The sequence below is a fragment of the Micromonospora sp. CB01531 genome, assembly GCF_001905095.1.
Classification (GTDB): Bacteria; Actinomycetota; Actinomycetes; order Mycobacteriales; family Micromonosporaceae; genus Micromonospora.
This window is the reverse complement of record NZ_LWLS01000105.1, coordinates 268,658-285,793: the sequence shown is the minus strand read 5'-3', so window position 1 is coordinate 285,793 and position 17,136 is coordinate 268,658. Positions and strand designations below refer to the sequence as shown.

At 69.5% G+C, this 17,136-nt stretch carries 15 protein-coding genes and 1 pseudogene; 1 reads left to right on the top strand and 15 read right to left on the bottom strand.

Going from position 1 to position 17,136, the window contains the following annotated elements:
* On the top strand, nt 1–908 hold a 908-nt coding region (locus tag A6A27_RS32905), incomplete at its 5' end, for an amylo-alpha-1,6-glucosidase (protein ID WP_443190021.1).
* Between the two features lie 74 nt (nt 909–982).
* Here A6A27_RS32905 and A6A27_RS32900 read toward each other — a convergent pair.
* From A6A27_RS32900 to A6A27_RS32825, 15 genes and pseudogenes are all read right to left on the bottom strand, one after another.
* Entirely contained in the window at nt 983–2,512 is a 1,530-nt protein-coding gene (locus tag A6A27_RS32900) for a GMC family oxidoreductase (RefSeq protein WP_073838505.1), read from the bottom strand.
* A pseudogene (locus A6A27_RS32895) lies at nt 2,509–3,713 on the bottom strand (aldehyde dehydrogenase family protein). The gene A6A27_RS32900 and the pseudogene A6A27_RS32895 overlap by 4 nt, the downstream one beginning before the upstream one ends.
* A 60-nt stretch (nt 3,714–3,773) precedes the next feature.
* Nucleotides 3,774–5,747, bottom strand: coding sequence for a zinc ribbon domain-containing protein (locus tag A6A27_RS32885; protein WP_073838563.1), 1,974 nt, complete (start codon nt 5,745–5,747; stop codon nt 3,774–3,776).
* A gap of 166 nt (nt 5,748–5,913) precedes the next feature.
* On the bottom strand, nt 5,914–6,138 hold the full coding sequence (locus tag A6A27_RS32880) for an aldehyde dehydrogenase family protein (protein WP_073838501.1): 225 nt from the start codon (nt 6,136–6,138) through the stop codon (nt 5,914–5,916).
* A 190-nt stretch (nt 6,139–6,328) separates the two neighbouring features.
* Nucleotides 6,329–7,762 carry an aldehyde dehydrogenase family protein gene (locus A6A27_RS32875; protein WP_073838500.1) on the bottom strand — a complete coding sequence of 478 codons (1,434 nt, stop codon included), beginning with the start codon at nt 7,760–7,762 and terminating at the stop codon, nt 6,329–6,331.
* Nucleotides 7,759–8,637, bottom strand: coding sequence for an NAD(P)-dependent oxidoreductase (locus A6A27_RS32870; RefSeq protein WP_073838562.1), 879 nt, complete (start codon nt 8,635–8,637; stop codon nt 7,759–7,761). Before A6A27_RS32870 ends, A6A27_RS32875 begins: the two co-directional genes overlap by 4 nt.
* Before the next feature lie 5 nt (nt 8,638–8,642).
* The gene (locus A6A27_RS32865; protein WP_198940545.1) at nt 8,643–9,023 is read right to left on the bottom strand and encodes a carboxymuconolactone decarboxylase family protein; all 381 of its coding nucleotides are present in this window, start codon (nt 9,021–9,023) and stop codon (nt 8,643–8,645) included.
* Nucleotides 9,024–9,050: 27 nt separating this feature from the next.
* Nucleotides 9,051–9,962, bottom strand: a complete 912-nt coding sequence (locus A6A27_RS32860; protein ID WP_073838499.1) for an MBL fold metallo-hydrolase — start codon at nt 9,960–9,962, stop codon at nt 9,051–9,053.
* The gene (locus tag A6A27_RS32855; protein ID WP_073838498.1) at nt 9,959–11,131 is read right to left on the bottom strand and encodes an FAD-dependent monooxygenase; all 1,173 of its coding nucleotides are present in this window, start codon (nt 11,129–11,131) and stop codon (nt 9,959–9,961) included. The genes A6A27_RS32860 and A6A27_RS32855 overlap by 4 nt, the downstream gene beginning before the upstream one ends.
* A gap of 51 nt (nt 11,132–11,182) precedes the next feature.
* Nucleotides 11,183–11,710, bottom strand: a complete 528-nt coding sequence (locus A6A27_RS32850; RefSeq protein ID WP_274534607.1) for a YbhB/YbcL family Raf kinase inhibitor-like protein — start codon at nt 11,708–11,710, stop codon at nt 11,183–11,185.
* 17 nt (nt 11,711–11,727) lie between these two features.
* Complete coding sequence (locus A6A27_RS32845) at nt 11,728–12,480, bottom strand: cupin domain-containing protein (RefSeq protein ID WP_073838497.1); 753 nt, start codon at nt 12,478–12,480, stop codon at nt 11,728–11,730.
* 19 nt (nt 12,481–12,499) lie between these two features.
* Nucleotides 12,500–13,390: an amidohydrolase family protein gene (locus A6A27_RS32840; RefSeq protein ID WP_158074102.1), complete on the bottom strand. Its 891-nt coding sequence runs from the start codon at nt 13,388–13,390 to the stop codon at nt 12,500–12,502.
* 14 nt (nt 13,391–13,404) lie between these two features.
* Nucleotides 13,405–14,505, bottom strand: a complete 1,101-nt coding sequence (locus A6A27_RS32835) for an ABC transporter permease (RefSeq protein WP_073838494.1) — start codon at nt 14,503–14,505, stop codon at nt 13,405–13,407.
* Nucleotide 14,506: 1 nt separating this feature from the next.
* The gene (locus tag A6A27_RS32830) at nt 14,507–15,619 is read right to left on the bottom strand and encodes an ABC transporter permease (RefSeq protein WP_073838493.1); all 1,113 of its coding nucleotides are present in this window, start codon (nt 15,617–15,619) and stop codon (nt 14,507–14,509) included.
* Nucleotides 15,619–17,115 (bottom strand): ABC transporter ATP-binding protein, encoded by a 1,497-nt coding sequence (locus tag A6A27_RS32825; RefSeq protein WP_158074101.1) that lies wholly within the window; start codon nt 17,113–17,115, stop codon nt 15,619–15,621. Before A6A27_RS32825 ends, A6A27_RS32830 begins: the two co-directional genes overlap by 1 nt.
* Between the last annotated feature and the right edge of the window lie 21 nt (nt 17,116–17,136).

Here is a 17,136-nt window from a genome sequence, read left to right as displayed (position 1 = left end):
ACGAGTACGGCGACATCATGGGTAACGGCTACATCTGGTACCAACGCCGCAACCGACGTAACAGCCTGGAAAACCAGTGCTGGAAGGACTCCTGGGACTCCATCTCCTACCGCGACGGCCGGCTGCCCGGCCTACCCCGCGCCACCTGCGAACTCCAAGGCTACGCCTACGACGCCAAAATCCGCGGCGCCCGACTCGCCCGCGAATTCTGGAACGACCCCACCTACGCCGACCAACTCGAACGCCAGGCAGCCGACCTCAAACACCGCTTCAACCACGACTTCTGGGTCGAAGACGGACAGTACTACGCCCTCGCCCTCGACGCCGACGGCAACCAGGTCGACGCCCTGTCCTCCAACATCGGCCACCTACTGTGGAGCGGCATCGTCGACCAACCCCGAGCCACGAAGATCGCCGAACACCTGCTCGGCCCCCGCCTCTTCTCCGGCTGGGGCGTACGCACCCTCGCCGAAGGAGAAGCCCGCTACAACCCCCTCGGCTACCACGTCGGCACCGTCTGGCCATTCGACAACTCACTCATCGCCTGGGGCCTACGCCGCTACGGCTTCAACACCGAAGCCGCCCGCATCGCCGAAGGCATCCTCGACGCCGCCAACTACTTCGACGGCCGACTACCCGAAGCCTTCGCCGGATACCCCCGACACCTCACCCGCTACCCCGTGCAATACCCCACCGCGTCCAGCCCACAGGCCGGGTCTACCGGAACACCGTTCCTGCTGCTGCGGACCATGCTCGGCCTTGAGCCGTATGAAGATGACCTGATAGTGGATCCGGCGCTGCCCGCCAGGTTCGGTCGCATCGAACTGCTTGACATCCCTGGACGGTGGGGCCGAATGGACGCCATCGGTAACGTGCACATCGGCAACGCAGACACGGCCGACGCGTAGAGGCCGGTCGCCAGGCGGACAACCCGTCGTCCAGCGGATACAGGCCCTGGGGGCGCGGGCCGGTATCCGACAGGTCAGACCGCGACGGTGACCCCCTGCGCGAGGTCTGCGGCCTTCTCGGCGATCATCACCGTCGCCGCGTTGGTGTTCGTCGACACGATGGTCGGCATGACCGAGGCGTCGGCGATCCGCAGTCCGGACAACCCCTTCACCCGGAGCTGCGGGTCCACGACCGCAAGCGAGTCCACGCCCATCCGGCACGAGCCGGCCGCATGTCCGTAGGACTGCACCGCCTCTCGGACGAACGCCGTGACCGTGGCGTCATCGGCGGCCAGGAGCGGGTGCGATCTCGCCTTCCAGCCGTCGAAGGCCGGTATCTCGCTGAGCTGCAGGGCGTGCCGGACACCGGATACCAGGGCCCGAGTGTCGGCAGGCTCGTCGAGATAGCGGAAGTCGATGCGGGGCGCCACCGCCGGGTCCGGGCTGGCCAGTTCCAGCACCGCTCGGCTGGCGGGACGCATGTGCCCGATGCCGAAGGTGTAGCCATGCTCGGGCGCCGACTGCCAGGGGTTGGTAAAGGGGACGTGAATGAACACGATCTGCAGGTCGATCGACGCCCGCCCGGGTTCACTGTCCAGCAGCAGCGTCGTCTCGCCGAGATTGCCGCTGGGGGGCGGGAGTGGGCGGTCGGCCTCGACGGTGAAGCCGGCCAGGATGATGTGGTCTTGGAGGCTCTGCCCCACGCCCGGCAGGTCGTGGAGCACCTTGACGCCGACGCGCTCCAGGACCTGAACGGGGCCGACCCCCGAGGTGAGCAGGAGGTGTGGGGTCCCGATGGCGCCTGCACAGAGGATGGTGTCGATCTCTGCCGCGCAGTGGCGCCGCTCGCCGTCGACGACCACGTCGACACCGAGGCACCGGTCACCGTCGATGACCAACCGCTCCACGAACGCCCCGGTCGCCAGGTCGAGGTTCGCCCGGCCGAGCGCCGGCTCGAGGTACGCCGTCGCGGTGCTCTGCCGCCGCCCGTCGACGATGAGCAGGTCGTGGCTGCTGGCGCCGCGCAGCTCGGGGCCGTTCAGATCGTCGACGACCGGGTGGCCGGCCTGGGCCGCGGCGGCCAGGTATGCCTGAGACAGCGGGTGCAGCTGCGCGGCCGGTGCCGGGCGGAGCGGACCGGTCTGCCCCCGGTACGCCGGGTCGCCGTGGGCGGACGTCTCGGATCGCTTGAAGTACGGCAGCACGGAGGCGTAATCCCATCCCGTACAGCCGTAATACGCCCAGGTGTCGAAGTCGCGACGATCGCCGCGCAGGAAGGCCATCGCGTTGATGCTGCCGGTGCCGCCGACGGTACGTCCGCGCGGGATGTCGTGGACCTTGCCGGTGCCGGTTTGCGGGACGGTCCGGAAGGCCCAGTCCACGTCCGTCCGCTGCAGCGCCGGCCAGGTGGACGTAGTGGTGATCCGTGCGCTGGGATCGGCCCGGCCCGCCTCGATGAGCAACACCCGGACCGCCGGGTCCTCGCTGAGCCTGGCGGCGAGCACACACCCGGCCGTACCAGCTCCGATCACGATGTAGTCGTAGCCGACACGGGAGGCACTCACAGGGACACCACGACCGTCTTGGTCTCGAGGTACTCCTCCAGCGACTCCCGGCAGGTCTCCCGGCCCCAGCCGGACTCCTTGGTCCCAACGAACGGGAGCGCCGAGTCGGCCGCCTGGTAGCAGTTGACCCACACCTGGCCGGACTCGATCTCGGCGGCCATCCGGTGCGCCCGCGACACGTCCCGGGTCCACACTGCGGCGCCGAGGCCGAAGCGGGTGTTGTTGGCCAGCACCAACACCTCCTCCTCGGTGTCGAACGGTACGACCGAGACCACCGGGCCGAAGATCTCCTCGTGCATGATCCGCGAGTCCGGGCGGGCGTTGACGAGGACGGTCGGCTCGACGAAGTAGCCGCCGGCGTAGGCCTCGCCCTGCGGCGCGCGGCCACCCATGACCACCTCGGCGCCCTCACCTACGCCGATCTCGACGTACCCGAGGACCTTGTCGCGGTGCTCGGCCGAGATCAACGGCCCCATCTGGGTGGCGGGGTCGGTACCTCGGCCGAGCGTGATCGAGGCGGCGTGCTTCGCGAGCCGCTGGACGACCTCGTCGAAGACACCGCGCTGCACATAGAGGCGGGAGCCGGCGATGCAGCTCTCGCCCTGAGTGGCGAAGGCGGCGGCGGCCGCGCCGGCGATCACGGCGTCGAGGTCGGCGTCGTCGAAGACGATGTTGGGCGATTTTCCGCCCAGTTCGAGTGAGACGCGCTTGAGGTTGCCGGTGGCGGCTCGCACGATCGCCTTGCCGGTGGGCACCGAGCCGGTGAACGTCACCTTGTCCACGCCGGCGTGCTCGACGAGGGCCGCGCCGGCGTCTCACCGAACCCGGTCACGTAGTTCACCACGCCGGCCGGGATGCCGGCCTCGGCTGTGAGCTGCGCGAGCAGCGCGATGGAGATCGGGGTCTGCTCGGCCGGCTTGAGCACGACGGTGCAGCCGGTGGCGAGGACGGGCGCGAGCTTCTTGATGGCCATGAGCAGCGGCAGGTTCCACGGCACGATCGCGGCGACCACCCCCACCGGCTCTTTGAGGGTGTAGGCGTGGAACCTCCCGCCGTGGCTGGCCGGGTAGGAGATCGGAATCGTCTCGCCGGTGATCTTCGTGGTCCAGCCCGCGTAGTAGCGCAGTACGTCCACCGAGAACGGAATGTCGAAGTACCGCATCTCGTTGATCGGCTTTCCGCTGTCGATCGAGTCGAGCACGGCGAGCCGCTCGGTGTTCTCCTCGATCAGGTCGGCCAGCCGCCAGATCAGCGTCTCTGATTAGCTTAGCGATCCTGAGTCGGATGGGGTTTCCGGGATCGTTTCCCACCGTGGTGGAGTTGCATGGGCGTGGAGATGGAATCCTGCGCCCAAGGCGGCTCCTCGTGGCCGGTGGCCGGTGGTGGGTGTGCTGATCGTGTTCACGTCCTGGTGTCGGTGGGCTGCGCGGGGCAGCCTCCGGTCCGTTGGTGCGTGTCCCTCCGGACGCTTGCCCGCCCGGCCGTGGGGCCGGGTGGGGGAGGGTGCCCTGCGTCGCCTGGGCGCGGGGCGTGACGTGCGGGGCCGGGTGGGGCCGGTCTTCGACCGGTCCCTCCGGCTGGTCTTGGACATGGTGGGGGTGACGACGGCTGCGGCTTCGAGCTCGTCGACGACCGTGCGGATCACCATGGCGCCGGTGGTCTTGTCGGTGACGGTTTTGGTCTGGTGGGTGAGTCCGCGGGCGGCGATACGCCGCCAGGCGCCGTGGTCGCGGTCGCCCTGCCACCGGCAGGACTGGTGGGGGCAGATGGCCCACTTCCATCCCGACGCGGTGGGGCGGTCGGGGGCTTTACGGTGCTGTAGCGGGGTCAAACATTGGGGGCAGTGTTTGGACGTGTTGCGGGCGGGGACGGTGACCACGGCGATCCCGTGCTCGGCGGCGAGGTGCCGCATCCGGTCGCTGATCTTTCCGCGGACCTGCTGGGACAGGCGGGTATTCAGGGTTCGCCCCATGCCCTTGGCTTCCATCGACCGCAGGTCTTCCAGGTAGATCGCCGTCGCCCGGGCGGCGATCGCCTGGTCGACCGTCCAGCGGGCGGCAGCCCAGGCGAGCGCGTCGTTGAGGTTTTGGCGGCGGGCGGACACGTGGCGGATCTCGTCCCGGATCACCGCATGCTTGCCGACAAGGTGATGCCGCTCGTCGACGCCGATGAGCCGCTGGTACTGGTCGGCCTTGGCATGCAGCCGCTCACTCTGGCGGCGCAGGCGGTGCTGCTTGGCCAGGATGCCGGCGGCGCGGAACTGTCCACCGGCCCCCAACACCGTGATCCGCCCATCCTGTCCCAGTCGTAGGGCTCCGGCGCTGAGGAGGGTGTTGAGGCCCCAGTCCACGCCAAGCGCCACCGAGTGACCGGTAGTCCGCGCTTTCGGCACGGCATGTGTGTATGCCATGTCGGCGCGCACCGTCCCGTCGGTGAGGCGCAGGGTGGGCAGGTGCAGCACCGCCGAGGCGGGAACCGTGGACGGCAACGTGATCCGGCACTCGACCCATGTCCAGTCCCGATACGTCTGCGGATCCGGACGGGTGGGCAGTTGCAGCCGCAGCAGCGCCCTCGCCGGGTCGGTGTCGCTGCGCTCGATGGTGGCCTGCTGCCGGTCACACGCGGCCAGCAGCAACATCCGCGGAATCCTCGGGACGCCTTCGAGTTCGAACACGTCCACCGGCAGCCGACCATTGGCCTTGACGAACGTGACAACCTGCCGGGTGCGGCCCTTGATGACATTGGACGGCAGATGCTGCCCGCCCGGGATCGCCTTGCGGACCTGGTCCCACTCGGCGGGGGTGCGCTGACGCGGATCGGCCGGCCACGTCGACAGGACCCCGGCGGTCACCTCGGCACGCCACGCCGCCGAACGAAGCGCACGTCCCGCCTGCTCCTGGGCCATCCGTACGATCCGGTCATTAACCCTCACACCCTCCGGCGCGGTCACCGCCCAGCCCAGCCGCCGCAACGCCATCCACGCGTTCGACGGCAACCGCCGTCCACCCGCATCCACCCCGGCCGCCAGCACCTCCACATCCGCCGTGTTCCAGTGCTCGCCGATCAGCGCGGCCACCATGCCCGCCACCAGATCAGCACACCAACCAACCCGCTGCACAAGCACCGCCGCAGACAGGACCTCACCGGATTCCTCATCCACACCGGTGCGCAGCACAGCACGGGCACACGCAGTCCGGACCGTCTCGCCTTCGCCCAGCCGCAGCTTCCCGCTCACCAACTCAACGACCCACCATCGATCGAGCAGAACCAACGCTCACAGCCGGCCCGCGTCACCGGAATCCTCCCCGAACCAGCCCACACACCAAGCATCACGGGGTGAACACCGACAGACGCGCCGTGGTCTGTGAGAATCGAAGAAGACCCACGCGACCAACCTATGATCACTGACGATCCATAATCAAGTTGGTCAGCCTGCCGCGGGCCTGAGGGGTGAGCGACCGCCACGAGCCGCCCGGCGCGAAGGCCGCGCGAGCAGCCGCGACCGCCCGGTCGACGTCACTCGCGTCGCCGGCGGACACCTCGACGACCACGCTGCCGTCGGCAGGGTCATAGACCGGCAACGTCTGACCGCTGACGGCCGCCACCCACTCGCCGCCGATGAACATCTTCTCCGCGAGCCTGATGTCGGCCTAGACCGACGAGGCGGTCCGGAGCATGCTCGTCATCCTGCAACCTCCTGATAGTCCTGCCATACCAATAAAAAGCGTGGTGGCCGTACCTCTGTGCCACCGGATCGACTGTGCTGGTATTCCAGCAGTTCCGGCGTAGCACCGCCGCTGTGCAGGCGTGCGGACCTCAGCGACGGGGAGCCAGCCGCACGCTGATGCTCTTGACGTGCGAGTAGTGGTTCAGCGCCTCGATCCCCTTCTCCCGCCCGTAGCCGCTCTGCTTGTGCCCGCCGAACGGCATCTGGACGGATTGGGTCGACCATGAGTTGATGTAGACCTGCCCCGCTTCGATCGATTCGGCGACCCGGAAGGCACGGGAGATGTCCTCGGTGAAGACTCCCCCGACCAGGCCGAATTCCGAGTCGTTGGCGAGGTCGATGGCCTCCTGCTCGGTGTCGAACGGGATGACCACCAGGACCGGCCCGAAGACCTCCTCCCGGGCGATCCGCATCTCGTTGGTGACGCCGGAGTAGATCGTGGGCTCGACGTAGAAGCCGCCGTCGAGCTCGGGATCGGTGACCACGCCACCGCCCAGCTCGGCTCGGGCCCCCTCCTCGGCGGCGATCGCAAAGTACCGCTGCACGGTGTCGTACTGGCCTCGGGTGATCATCGGACCAACGTCCTGGCCGGGGCGCATCCGCCGGGTGGCCGCCACCAGCGCGGCGACAAGCCGCTCCTGGACCGACCGCTCGACCAGAAGCCGGGTTCCGGAGGAGCAGACCTGACCCGCGTTGGTCGTGAAGGCCCGGACGGCCTCGGCGGCGGCAAATTCGAGATCGGCGTCGGCGAACACGATGTTGGCCGACTTGCCGCCGAGTTCGAGAGTCAGCGGGAGGATTCGGTCCGCCGCGATCCGTCCGATGTCCTGCCCGACCCGCACCGAAGCAGTGAAGGCCACCTTGCGCACCAGCGGGTGCTGCACGATCGCGGTGCCGACCTCGTCGCCGCGGCCGAGCACCACGTTGAGCACCCCCGGCGGCAGCCCTTCCTCGCTGGCGATCCGGGCCAGCGCCACGGTCGTCTGCGAGGTGCTCTCCGCGGGCTTCGCGACGATCGTGTTGCCGGCGGCGAGCGCCGGGGCGCAGGCCCGGGCCGCCTGGTTGAGCGGCAGGTTCCAGGGCGTGATCACCCCGACCACACCGAACGGTTCGCGCAGCGTGTAAACGTGCAGGTCGGGCCGGATGTCGAGCACGTCGCCCGCCGGCAGGTTCACCAGTGCCGCGTAGAACTCGAAGTACTCCGCGGCACCGCGGATCTCGGCCGTGGCGAGGGCGAGCGGCTTGCCGGTGTCGAGGCTCTCCAGTTCGGCCAGCACGTCGAGGTCCGCGAGTAGCCGCCGGCCGATGGCCGCCAGGATCCGGCCGCGTTCCAGCGACGCGATTCGGCGCCACCCGGGTGCCGCGGTATGGGCTGCCCGCACGGCGAGGTCGACATCGGCCGCCGTGCCCTGCGCGACCTGTGCTCCCACGCCGCCGGTCGACGGATTGGTGCCGGAGCGGAAACCCCCGGCGGTCGGGGGGACGGCCTCGCCGCCGATCCAGTGCAGCAGCGGGGCGTTCACCGGTCACCGCCGATCAGCTCGTACATGGCGGTGTGGTCGGTCTGCGGCGTGACTTCCCCGGCGATGCGCCGCCACTGTCGGGCCACGCCGTCGGCAACCTCGGTGGCCTGGCCGAGTTCGCGTGCCAGGTCGACGGCGATCCCGACGTCCTTGGCCATCAGCTGCAGCGCGAACCCCGAGTCGTAGCTGCCGCTGATCATGAACTGGGTGGCCTTGTTCTCGCTGGTGTTGGAGCGCCCGGAGGAGCTGTTGAGCACCTGGGTCATGGTTTCCGGCGGGATGCCGAACCGCTCCCCCAGCCGGAGCGCCTCCACGGTGACCGAGATGGTGGTGGCCGAGACCAGGTTGTTCAGGGCTTTCGCCGCGTGCCCGGACCCGATGGGGCCGACTGGGATGACGGTCCGGGCCAAACGCTGCAGGGCCGGGCGCACCTCGGCCAGATCGATCTCCTCACCGCCGACCAGTACCGCCAGCGTTCCGGCGACCGCGCCGCGTACCCCGCCGGAGACGGGCGCGTCGAGCATCCGCAGGCCCCGGGCGGCCAACCGCTGGGCCAATGCGCGGGTGCGCAGCGGCTCGGAGGAGCTCATGTCGACGACCAGAGTGCCGGGTCGCAGCATTTCCGCGATCGCGTCGCCCTCGAGCACCGACTCGACAATCGCCGAGTTCGGCAGCATCAGGATCAGGGCGTCCACAGCGCGGTATGCGTCGACCGTGTGGGCGGTAGCCGCCTTCGGGTGGTCGGTCACGAATTCCTCGGCGACGTCCGGGGCGGCGTCGGCCACCGTGAGTCGGTAGCCCGCCTCGTACAGTCGTGCGGCCATCGGTCGGCCCATCTTGCCGAGGCCGATGAACCCGATGTGCTCGATTCCCATCCCGGTCACTCGGCGTCCACAGCGGCGAACACCTCGGCCGCGAGGCGGAAGCTCTCCAACGCGGCGGGCCCGCCGCAGTAGAAGGCGGTCTGCATGAGGACCTCCTTGATCTTCTCCTGGGAGACCCCGTTGTTCAGCGCACCGCGGACGTGCGCCTTGAACTCGTGGCCCCGGTTGAGGGCGGTGATCATGGCGAGGTTGATCAGGCTGCGCTCCTCCAGGCTGAGCCCGGGGCGGTTCCAGATGTCGCCCCAGCAGTACTTCGTCACGTACTCCTGCAGGTCCATTGAGAAGTCGGTGGCGGCAGCCAGCGACGCGTCAACGTGGGCGTCGCCGAGCACCCGGCGGCGCATCGCCATGCCGGCCTCGTACAGGTCCTCAGTCACGGTGGTGGGTTCCTTCCGAGCGTTGGTTCAGATCCGGGTCAGGTCGGCCCAGTCGCGGATGACGAACACGTCGTCGGCGGCGGCGACGTGACAGGCGGAGTGCCCGCCGAAGTGGGCCGGAAAGACCAGCAACGAGCGCTCCGCGGCCTCGGCGAGGAGGCGGCGACGGGACGCCCGAGCCAGCGCCGGGTCTTCGCAGAAGCAGCTGTTGACGTCCGGGTTTGCTATCTGCACGGGTGAGTGGATGATGTCGCCGACGAAGAGCGCGCCGGCGTTCCCGGACTCCAGCCGCAGCACCGCGGAGCCGGGGGTGTGCCCGGGAGCGGCCTGCAACACGAGATCGGAGTCGATCCGGTACTCGCCGCTCCAGAGCTCGACGAGTCCCGCGCGGTGTACCGGGACGACGCTGTCCTCGAAGACGTTCTGGTTGCCGTCGGCCGGCGGCCGCGGGTTCTTCACCGGGTCCCAGAACTCGAAGTCCTCCTGGGTGATGAGGTAGCGCGCGTTCGGGAAGGTGGGAACCCAGCCGCGGCCCTCCAGGCGGGTGTCCCACCCGACGTGGTCGACGTGGAGGTGGGTGTTGATGACGATGTCCACGTCCTCCGGTGCGATCCCCGCCGCGGCCAGGTTCGCAAGGTACGCGGTGTCGTGGTGGGCGTAGACCGGGGCGTAGGGGCGTTCCTTGCCGTTGCCGGCGCCGGTGTCGAGCAGGATCACCGCCCCTTGGCTGCGGATCAGCCAGGTGTGCAGCACCGAGCGGAGCTGTCCCCGACGGGCGTCGAAGAAGTCCGGGTCGAGCCATCCGGCGTTGTCCCGCCAGTACGCCGGGTCGCTCTCGGGGAACAGGAAGCCGGGGGTCGCCGGGCTGGGGCCGGCGTACTCCTGGATTCGGGTGATCTCGACGTCGCCGATGACGACCGTGTGCGGCCCGGTCGTCATGACCGGTTCACCGCGGGCACCGGGTAGGCCGCCTCGATCTCGGGGGTCACCGCGGGAAGCGCGAAGTTCGCCGTCTCCATGACCTCAGGGGTGAAGCCGTTGCCCTTGGCCAGCGTGCGGGTCTCGGCCATGTAGGCGCTGCGGGCCTGGGCGGCGTCGGTCATGGCCCGCTCGCGCTCCTCCCACACTGCGAGCGCCTCGCCGATCTCGTCGTACTGATCGAGGGTGTGGGCGAGTTCGACCGCGTTGACGATGCCGACGCTGGCGCCCTGCCCGAGCGCGGGACACATGGCGTGGGCGGCATCCCCGACGAGCACCGCCCGACCGGTCGACCACGGCGTCACCCGGTTGGTCTGGTAGCTGTCGTGCCGGCCACCCTCGGCCTTGCCCGCCAACTCCACGGCCGTGGCCAGGTGTGGGAAGCGCTTCGACCAGACCTCGACGTCGATCGGGATTCGCGAGGCACGTTCGTTGGTGGTCGTCGCCATCATGCCCATGTAGATCGTGTCGGGTCCGGTGGGGATGAACAGGATGCGCATCGGGTCCGGCTCCAGGGTCCAGAAGTCGATGACCCGGTCCCACTCGGGGCCCTGGAACTCCGCCGGACGCGGGATCAGGACCCGGCAGACGCCGTCCTGGTACTTCTTGCGTTCCTGGGTGAACTCGCCCAGCGAGTTGCGTACCGCCGATCCGGCGCCGTCGGCGCCGATCACCAGGTCGGCCGTCAGCCGGCTCCCGTCCGCCAGGAGCAGGGCGCCCGCCGGGTCGGCGCCGACCGCCCGGGAACCGGTGACGATCTCGACCCCGGCCTCACGGGCAGCAGAGACGAGCAGCGCGTGCAGCTTCGGCCGGGTTATCGCCCAGTAGGGGTAGCCGGCCAACTCCGAGGAGACCGGCTCGCCGTTCAGGTTGGTGTCGTAGGTGCCGGGTCGCACGCCGTTCGCCCGGATTGCCCCGGCCACCCCGATGACTTCGAGGGCCAGCATCGCGTTGCGCCACCGCAGGATGCCGGCGCCGAAGTCGCGCACCTGGTCGTTCTGCTCGTGCAGACGTACGGTCCAGCCGCGCCGGGCGAGCGCGATGCTCATGGTGAGACCGGCGAATCCGGCGCCCGCGACCTCGGCACGCCGGGAGCGGCCGGTGGGGCCGGCCGAGAGAGTTCCTGTCATTTCAGTGCCTCCACGAAACGGACAGATGGCTGCTGAGCGATCACGTCACCGTCACCCCGCCGCGTCCACCCACACGGTCATGCTCCCTCGCGCCAACGTGTGAAAGTGCAGGTTGAAGCCCAGGACGACCGGGGTCAGCTCGGGATCGATCTCGAGCGTGGGGACGTCGACGGCGTGGATGATGAACACGTAGCGGTGGCGGCCCGAGCCCGGCGGCGGGTTGGGGCCGATGTACTGGCGCATCCGCAGGTCGTTGGGGAGGGTGAGGGATCCCGCCGGCATCGGCCCGTCCGGCGCGCCGGCGCCGGCGGGCAGCGAGGTCACGGAGGCGGGAATGTTCGCGACGGCCCAGTGCATGAAACCGACCCCGGTGGGAGCGTCCGGGTCGTAGCAGGTGATCGCGAAGCTCTTGGTTTCGGCCGGGAAGTCCGACCAGGCCAGGTGGGGTGAGGTGTTGATGCCGCCGATGTCCGGGTCGCGGTAGGTCGGCGGCATTTCCGTGCCGTCGACGAGGTCGTTGCTGAACACCCGCAGCGGCGGGGCCGGGGTCACGGCTGCGTAGGGGTCGTCGTTGATCACAGTTTCTCCTGTCATGATCACTTGTCGGCGATCGGTGCGGTGTCGACGTGGACTGTGCGGATCGGGGTGCGGATGTCCCAGGTGCCGGCCCAGCCGTCCGGCAGGGCGACGGCGCTGCCGGCGGTCAGCTCGTGCGTGGTGCCGTCCGCATCGGTGACGGTTGCCTCGCCGGAGATGACGTACAGGTAGGAGGCCCTCTTGGCCGCCGCTCGCCGGAACACCCCCGGTCCGCGCTCCTGGACGGCGCACCGGCCGTCGGGCCCGTCGAACACGACGGTCTCGGCGACCGGTGGCGCCCAGGAGGTCCCTACCGCCGGGTCCGGGAGCTGTAGGTCGCGCTCGAGCACGTCGGCCGCGGCCAGGAAGGCGGACGGCTGCACCCCCGCGCGGTACGGCGGCACCGGGGTCGTGTGCAGGTAGACCTTCCGGATGGTTTCGCGGATGTCCCAGGCGCCGACCCAGCCGTGCGGCAGCACGATCACGCTGCCGGCGGTCAGCTCGTGGGAGGTGCCGCCCTCGTCCGTGATGGTGGCCTCGCCGGAAATGATGTACATGAACGAGCCCCGCTTGTCCTTCACCCGGGGATAGACCCCGGCGTCGCACGCCCAGACGGCGAAGAATGCGCCGGCCGCGTCGTACAGGACTCTCTCGTATGCGAAGGGCGCCCCTTGAATGATCGGCTCCATCGAGATCTCGACGGGGAGCGGGCCGTCGAGTACGGCCGTGGCGTCCAGGAACACCGACGGATTCGTGGTCTGGTTCGTCGTCATGACTCTCTCCGTGGGACGGTCAGCAGGCGGTTCGGGTCAGCTCGGTCGGCAGAGTCGGCGGGGGCGCCGCGGGTGCCTCGATGCCGAGCAGGTCGAACGAGGGGCGGTGCAGGATCCCGTGCAGTTCCTCGTCGGTGATGGGCGTGTGCGCGATCTGCCGCATCCGCGCGACGACCCGTTCGAGGGCGGCGGCGGCGCTGGCCGCGGCCACCATCGGTGAGTCGCTACCGAAGAGCACCTTGGACAGGACGCCGTACTCCTTGGCGGCCGAGAAGGCGTTCGCCAGCACCGTTGGACGGCTCGCGATCGCGGATGTGTCGGCAAAGACGTTGGGGTGCCGGCGCATCACGACGACGGTCTCGTAGATCCACGGGTGGCCCATGTGTGCGACCACGATCCGCAGGTCGGGAAAGGTGCACGCCACGTCGTCGAGCAGCAGCGGGTTGGCGTCAGGCAGTCGGCCGGCGTTCGCGAAGATCGCGCCTTGGTGGATCATCACGGGCAGGCCGAGCCGCTCCGCGGTCTTGAAGACCCGCATCGTCATGGGGTGCAGCGGCGAGGTTCCCTGGTAGATCGGCCCCATCTTGATGCCGACCAACCCAAGTTCCGCGTGGCAGCGCTCCACCTCGTCGACCGCATCGTGGCGGGTCGGATCGACCGACATGAAGCCGACAGTCTGACCGCCGACTTCTCGTACGAATGCGGCGACGGCATCGTTAGGGACCATGATCCCGGAGGCCTGCGCCTGGAGTCCGAAGACGATCGTCCGCTCGGCAGGCGCGACGCCCCGGCGGTAGGACTCCACGGTGACCAGGTCGATCTCGTCGGAGGCCAGCGTCTTCGAGACCCGTCCCAGCCCGTCCGTCCAGGGAGAGCGCTGGTGCTCCCGGGTCCAGAAGTGCGTGTGCACGTCGGTGATCAAAGTCAGACCTCACTTCGCAGATAAGGAACGGCGAGCGCCTCCGGTGCCTTGTGCCGCCGTTTGCCCTCGGCGGCGAGGGCAACGAGCGCCAACACGTACGGCATGGCGAGCCACAGGGACACCGGCAACGTCACGGCCGGTCGGACAATGGCGAGCACGACCAGCACCGCGACCGCGGCCAAGCCGGCAAGCCCGGCAGCGCTGGCCCGCCGCCGGTCGAGGCGGGAGGTGGCCGCCGCACTCCGGACGCGCCGGGTGCCGAGAGCCACCAGGATGAGTAGGGCCGCGGCGACCCATACCTCACGAGGGATGTCACCGACAGCCTGCAGCCGCAACTGGGTGGCATCGGTGACCGCGAAGATCGCGACGGCAAGACCCAGCCCGCTCAGCCGCCAGCCTCCGAACAGGACCGCGGCAATCGCCAGATAGCCACGCCCGCCGGTCATGGCCTCACGGAAGACACCGACGTCACCGATGGAGATGTAGGCGCCCGCCGCTCCAGCGCAGACCCCCGAGAAGAGGACGCCGGCCCAGCGCAACCCGCGGACGCTGACGCCGGCAGCGTCAACGGATACTGGACTCTCACCGGTCGCCTTCAGGTTGATGCCCCAGGTCGTCCTAGTCAGCGCGAGGGCCACGACAACGACGACGACGGCCGTGGCGTAGATGAAGGCGTCCTGGGTGAACAGGGCGGGCCCGAGGACGGGCACGTCCGAGAGCACCGGGATCGCGAGTCGAGGTAGCGGGTCGAAGGCGCGCGGCTTGCTGAAGACGTCGTCGTTGAGGAACGCCGTCAGGCCGTAGCCGAGCAGGGTCAGTGCGATGCCGGAGACGATCTGGTCGACCTTGGTCTCGATTGCGAGCACGCCCATCAGCACCCCGAAAAGCAGGCCGCCGACGATGCCGCCGAGGAAACCGACTGCGATGTTCCCGGTGCCGGCCATCACGAGGTAGCCGCCGAAGGCGCCGACGAGCAGCACACCTTCGAGGCCGACGTTCAGTACGCCGGCCCGCTCGGAGACGAGTTCCCCGGTGGCGGCGAGCAGGATTGGGGCAGCGATCGTGATCGCCGAGACGAGGAACGCCACGTCGAAGATTCCCATCTCAGGCCTCCTCGGTCCGGGCACCGCTGTGGACGACGACGCCGGAGCGTCGACGGGCGGCGGACTTGGCTGCAGACGGCGTCCTCGTGCGGCCGTGCAGGACGACGGCCGCCACCAGGACCAGCACGATGACGGCGCCCTGGAGAACCGAGGCCAGCGAGGACGGCACATCCAACTGGGCCTGCATGGCGGTCCCACCGACGTTCAGCGCGGAGAACACGACGGCGGTGGCGACCGCGCCGACCGGTGAGTTGCGTGCCAGCAGGGCGACCGCGATGCCGTTGAAGCCGACGCCGGCTTCGAATCCGTCGCTCATCCAGGGCGCGGAACCGGCGAAGAGCAGCGCGGCGCCCGCGAGACCGGCGAACCCACCGGAGATCACGATGGCCGCGACCCCTTCACGGACCGGATCGATGCCGGACCACCGAGCGGCCTCCTGGTTGCCGCCGGCTACCCGCAGGCGGAAGCCGAACGCGGTGCGGGACAGCAACAGCACCACGGCGATCGCGCACACCGGGAGGAGCACCACGTCGTACGAGAGGGTGCGGCCGGGAATCGATTCGACGCTCGGCCACAGTGCGGCGGCCGGGAAGTTCGCCGACTGGGGTTGACCGTCCAGGGAGCCCTGCAGCGGCCCTCGGACCGACCAGTCCGCGACCTGGATCGCGACCAGGTTGAGCAGGAGCGACGAGACGATCTCAAGTACCCCGCGCGAGGCCCACAACCAGGCGGTCAGGCCTGCCCAGAGGGCGCCGCCACCGATGCCGGCGATGGCGATGAGCACCACCGCGACCGGGCCGGGCAGGCTACCGCACTGCAGCCCGACGGCCGTGGCCAGGGATCCCCCGGCGAGGATCTGACCGGGAAAGCCGACGTGCAGGCGTCCGGCCCGGGTGGTCAGGATCCAGCCGAGCGCGACCAGGAGCAACGGCACGGCCTGGGTGAGGGTCGTGCCGGCGTTGGTCGGCGTCCCGAATGTGCCGCTCCAGAAGGCGTGGAGTGCGTCGGGCGGCGCCACCCCGATCGCCACCAGCAGGAGCGCGCCGACGGCCAGTGCCGCCAAGGCCACTCCCACCTGCACGAGCAACCGCATGATCAGGTCTTTCGACAGCATCAGAGGGCCTCTCCGGACGACGTCATGAGGGCGCCGAGGTTGGCGCGGGTGGCCTTCGCGGCCTCGACGACGCCCTGGATGCGTCCGTGAGCGAGCACCGCGATCCGGTCGGACATCGAGATGACCTCGTCGAGGTCCATCGAGATCAGCAACACGGCACCGCCGCGTTCGCGGTGCGCGACGAGGCTCCGGTAGACGAAGTCCGCCGCCCGTACGTCGAGACCGCGCACGGGCTGTGCGGCGATCAGCAGGGCCGGATTCCCCGAGAGTTCCCGGGCGAGGACGGCCTTCTGCTGGTTTCCGCCGGAGAGCCGCCCGATCGGCAGGTTCTCGCTGTCGGCGCGTACGTCGAACTCGTTCATCAGCCGGCGCGCCTCGGCGGACGCCGCCCGGACGTCGAGCAATCCCTGCCTGTTCAACGGCGCGGAGCGCAGCGACCGTAGGGTGATGTTCTCCCAGAGGGTCATCCCGGGGACGATCGCCGCGTGGTGCCGGTCCTCCGGAATCACCGCACCGCCGGCTCGGAAGAACCTCCGCGGCGACCGATGGGTGAATGGCCGCCCCGCCAGCTCGATGGCGCCCGACAGCGCCGGCCGGATGCCCATGAGCACCTCGACGAGCTCGGACTGACCGCTACCGGCGACCCCGGCGATCCCCAGGATCTCGCCTCGACGCACCTCGAGGTCGATGCCCTGGAGCGCCTTCGGACCGGCCGGCTGGTTGTCGTCTCGCGCGACGTCGAGACTGCGGATGGTGAGGACGGCGGGACCCGGCGTGCCGGCGGGAAGCGGCGGGCGGTCGGCCATTCGATCGCCGACCATCAGGGTCACCAGGTGGTCGGGGGTTGCCTCCGCGATGGTTCCTGAACCGCTCACTGCGCCTCGGCGCAGCACCGTGTACCGGTCCGCGACGCTGAAGACCTCCGACAGCTTGTGCGAGATCAGGATGACCGCATGACCGTCGGCGGCAAGCCGCCGCATCAGGTTGGCGAGTTCGTCCCACTCACCCGGGCTCAGCGCGGCGCTCGGCTCGTCGAAGATTAGGATCCGGGCACCGCGGCACAGCAACTTGACAATCTCCAGCCGCTGTCGCTCCCCCACCGACGCGTCGGCGACCAGCCGGTCGGGCGTGATCCGCAGCCCGGTTGCCGTAGCCACCTCCTGCGACCGGCGGCGCGCCTCGGTCAGACCGTTGCGCCATGGAACGGCGGCTGGTGCGATAGCGAGGTTCTCCAGCTCGGTCAGTGTCGGTACCAGCGTGAAATGCTGGTGGACCATCCCGATTCCGGCCCGCAAGGCATGCTCGGGCTTGCGGAAACGCACCGGCTCTCCGTCGAGCTCGATGCCACCCTCATCCGGGGTGTAGAGGCCGGTGACGATCCGCATGAGCGTGGTCTTGCCCGCACCGTTCTCGCCGAGGAGGGCGTGGATCTCACCCCAGGCGATGTCGAGGTCAACGGCGTCGTTGGCGACGAAGGAGCCGAACCTCTTGGTCACTCCGGTGAGCCGGAGAGCGGA

Bases quoted from the DNA above. Each gene is read 5' to 3' on its own strand.
- A6A27_RS32880 (WP_073838501.1), bottom strand. From the start codon at position 6,138: ATGTTCATCGGCGGCGAGTGGGTGGCGGCCGTCAGCGGTCAGACGTTG.
- A6A27_RS32870 (WP_073838562.1), bottom strand. From the start codon at position 8,637: ATGGGAATCGAGCACATCGGGTTCATCGGCCTCGGCAAGATGGGCCGA.
- A6A27_RS32860 (WP_073838499.1), bottom strand. From the start codon at position 9,962: ATGACGACCGGGCCGCACACGGTCGTCATCGGCGACGTCGAGATCACC.
- A6A27_RS32855 (WP_073838498.1), bottom strand. From the start codon at position 11,131: ATGACAGGAACTCTCTCGGCCGGCCCCACCGGCCGCTCCCGGCGTGCC.
- A6A27_RS32845 (WP_073838497.1), bottom strand. From the start codon at position 12,480: ATGACGACGAACCAGACCACGAATCCGTCGGTGTTCCTGGACGCCACG.
- A6A27_RS32835 (WP_073838494.1), bottom strand. From the start codon at position 14,505: ATGGGAATCTTCGACGTGGCGTTCCTCGTCTCGGCGATCACGATCGCT.
- A6A27_RS32830 (WP_073838493.1), bottom strand. From the start codon at position 15,619: ATGCTGTCGAAAGACCTGATCATGCGGTTGCTCGTGCAGGTGGGAGTG.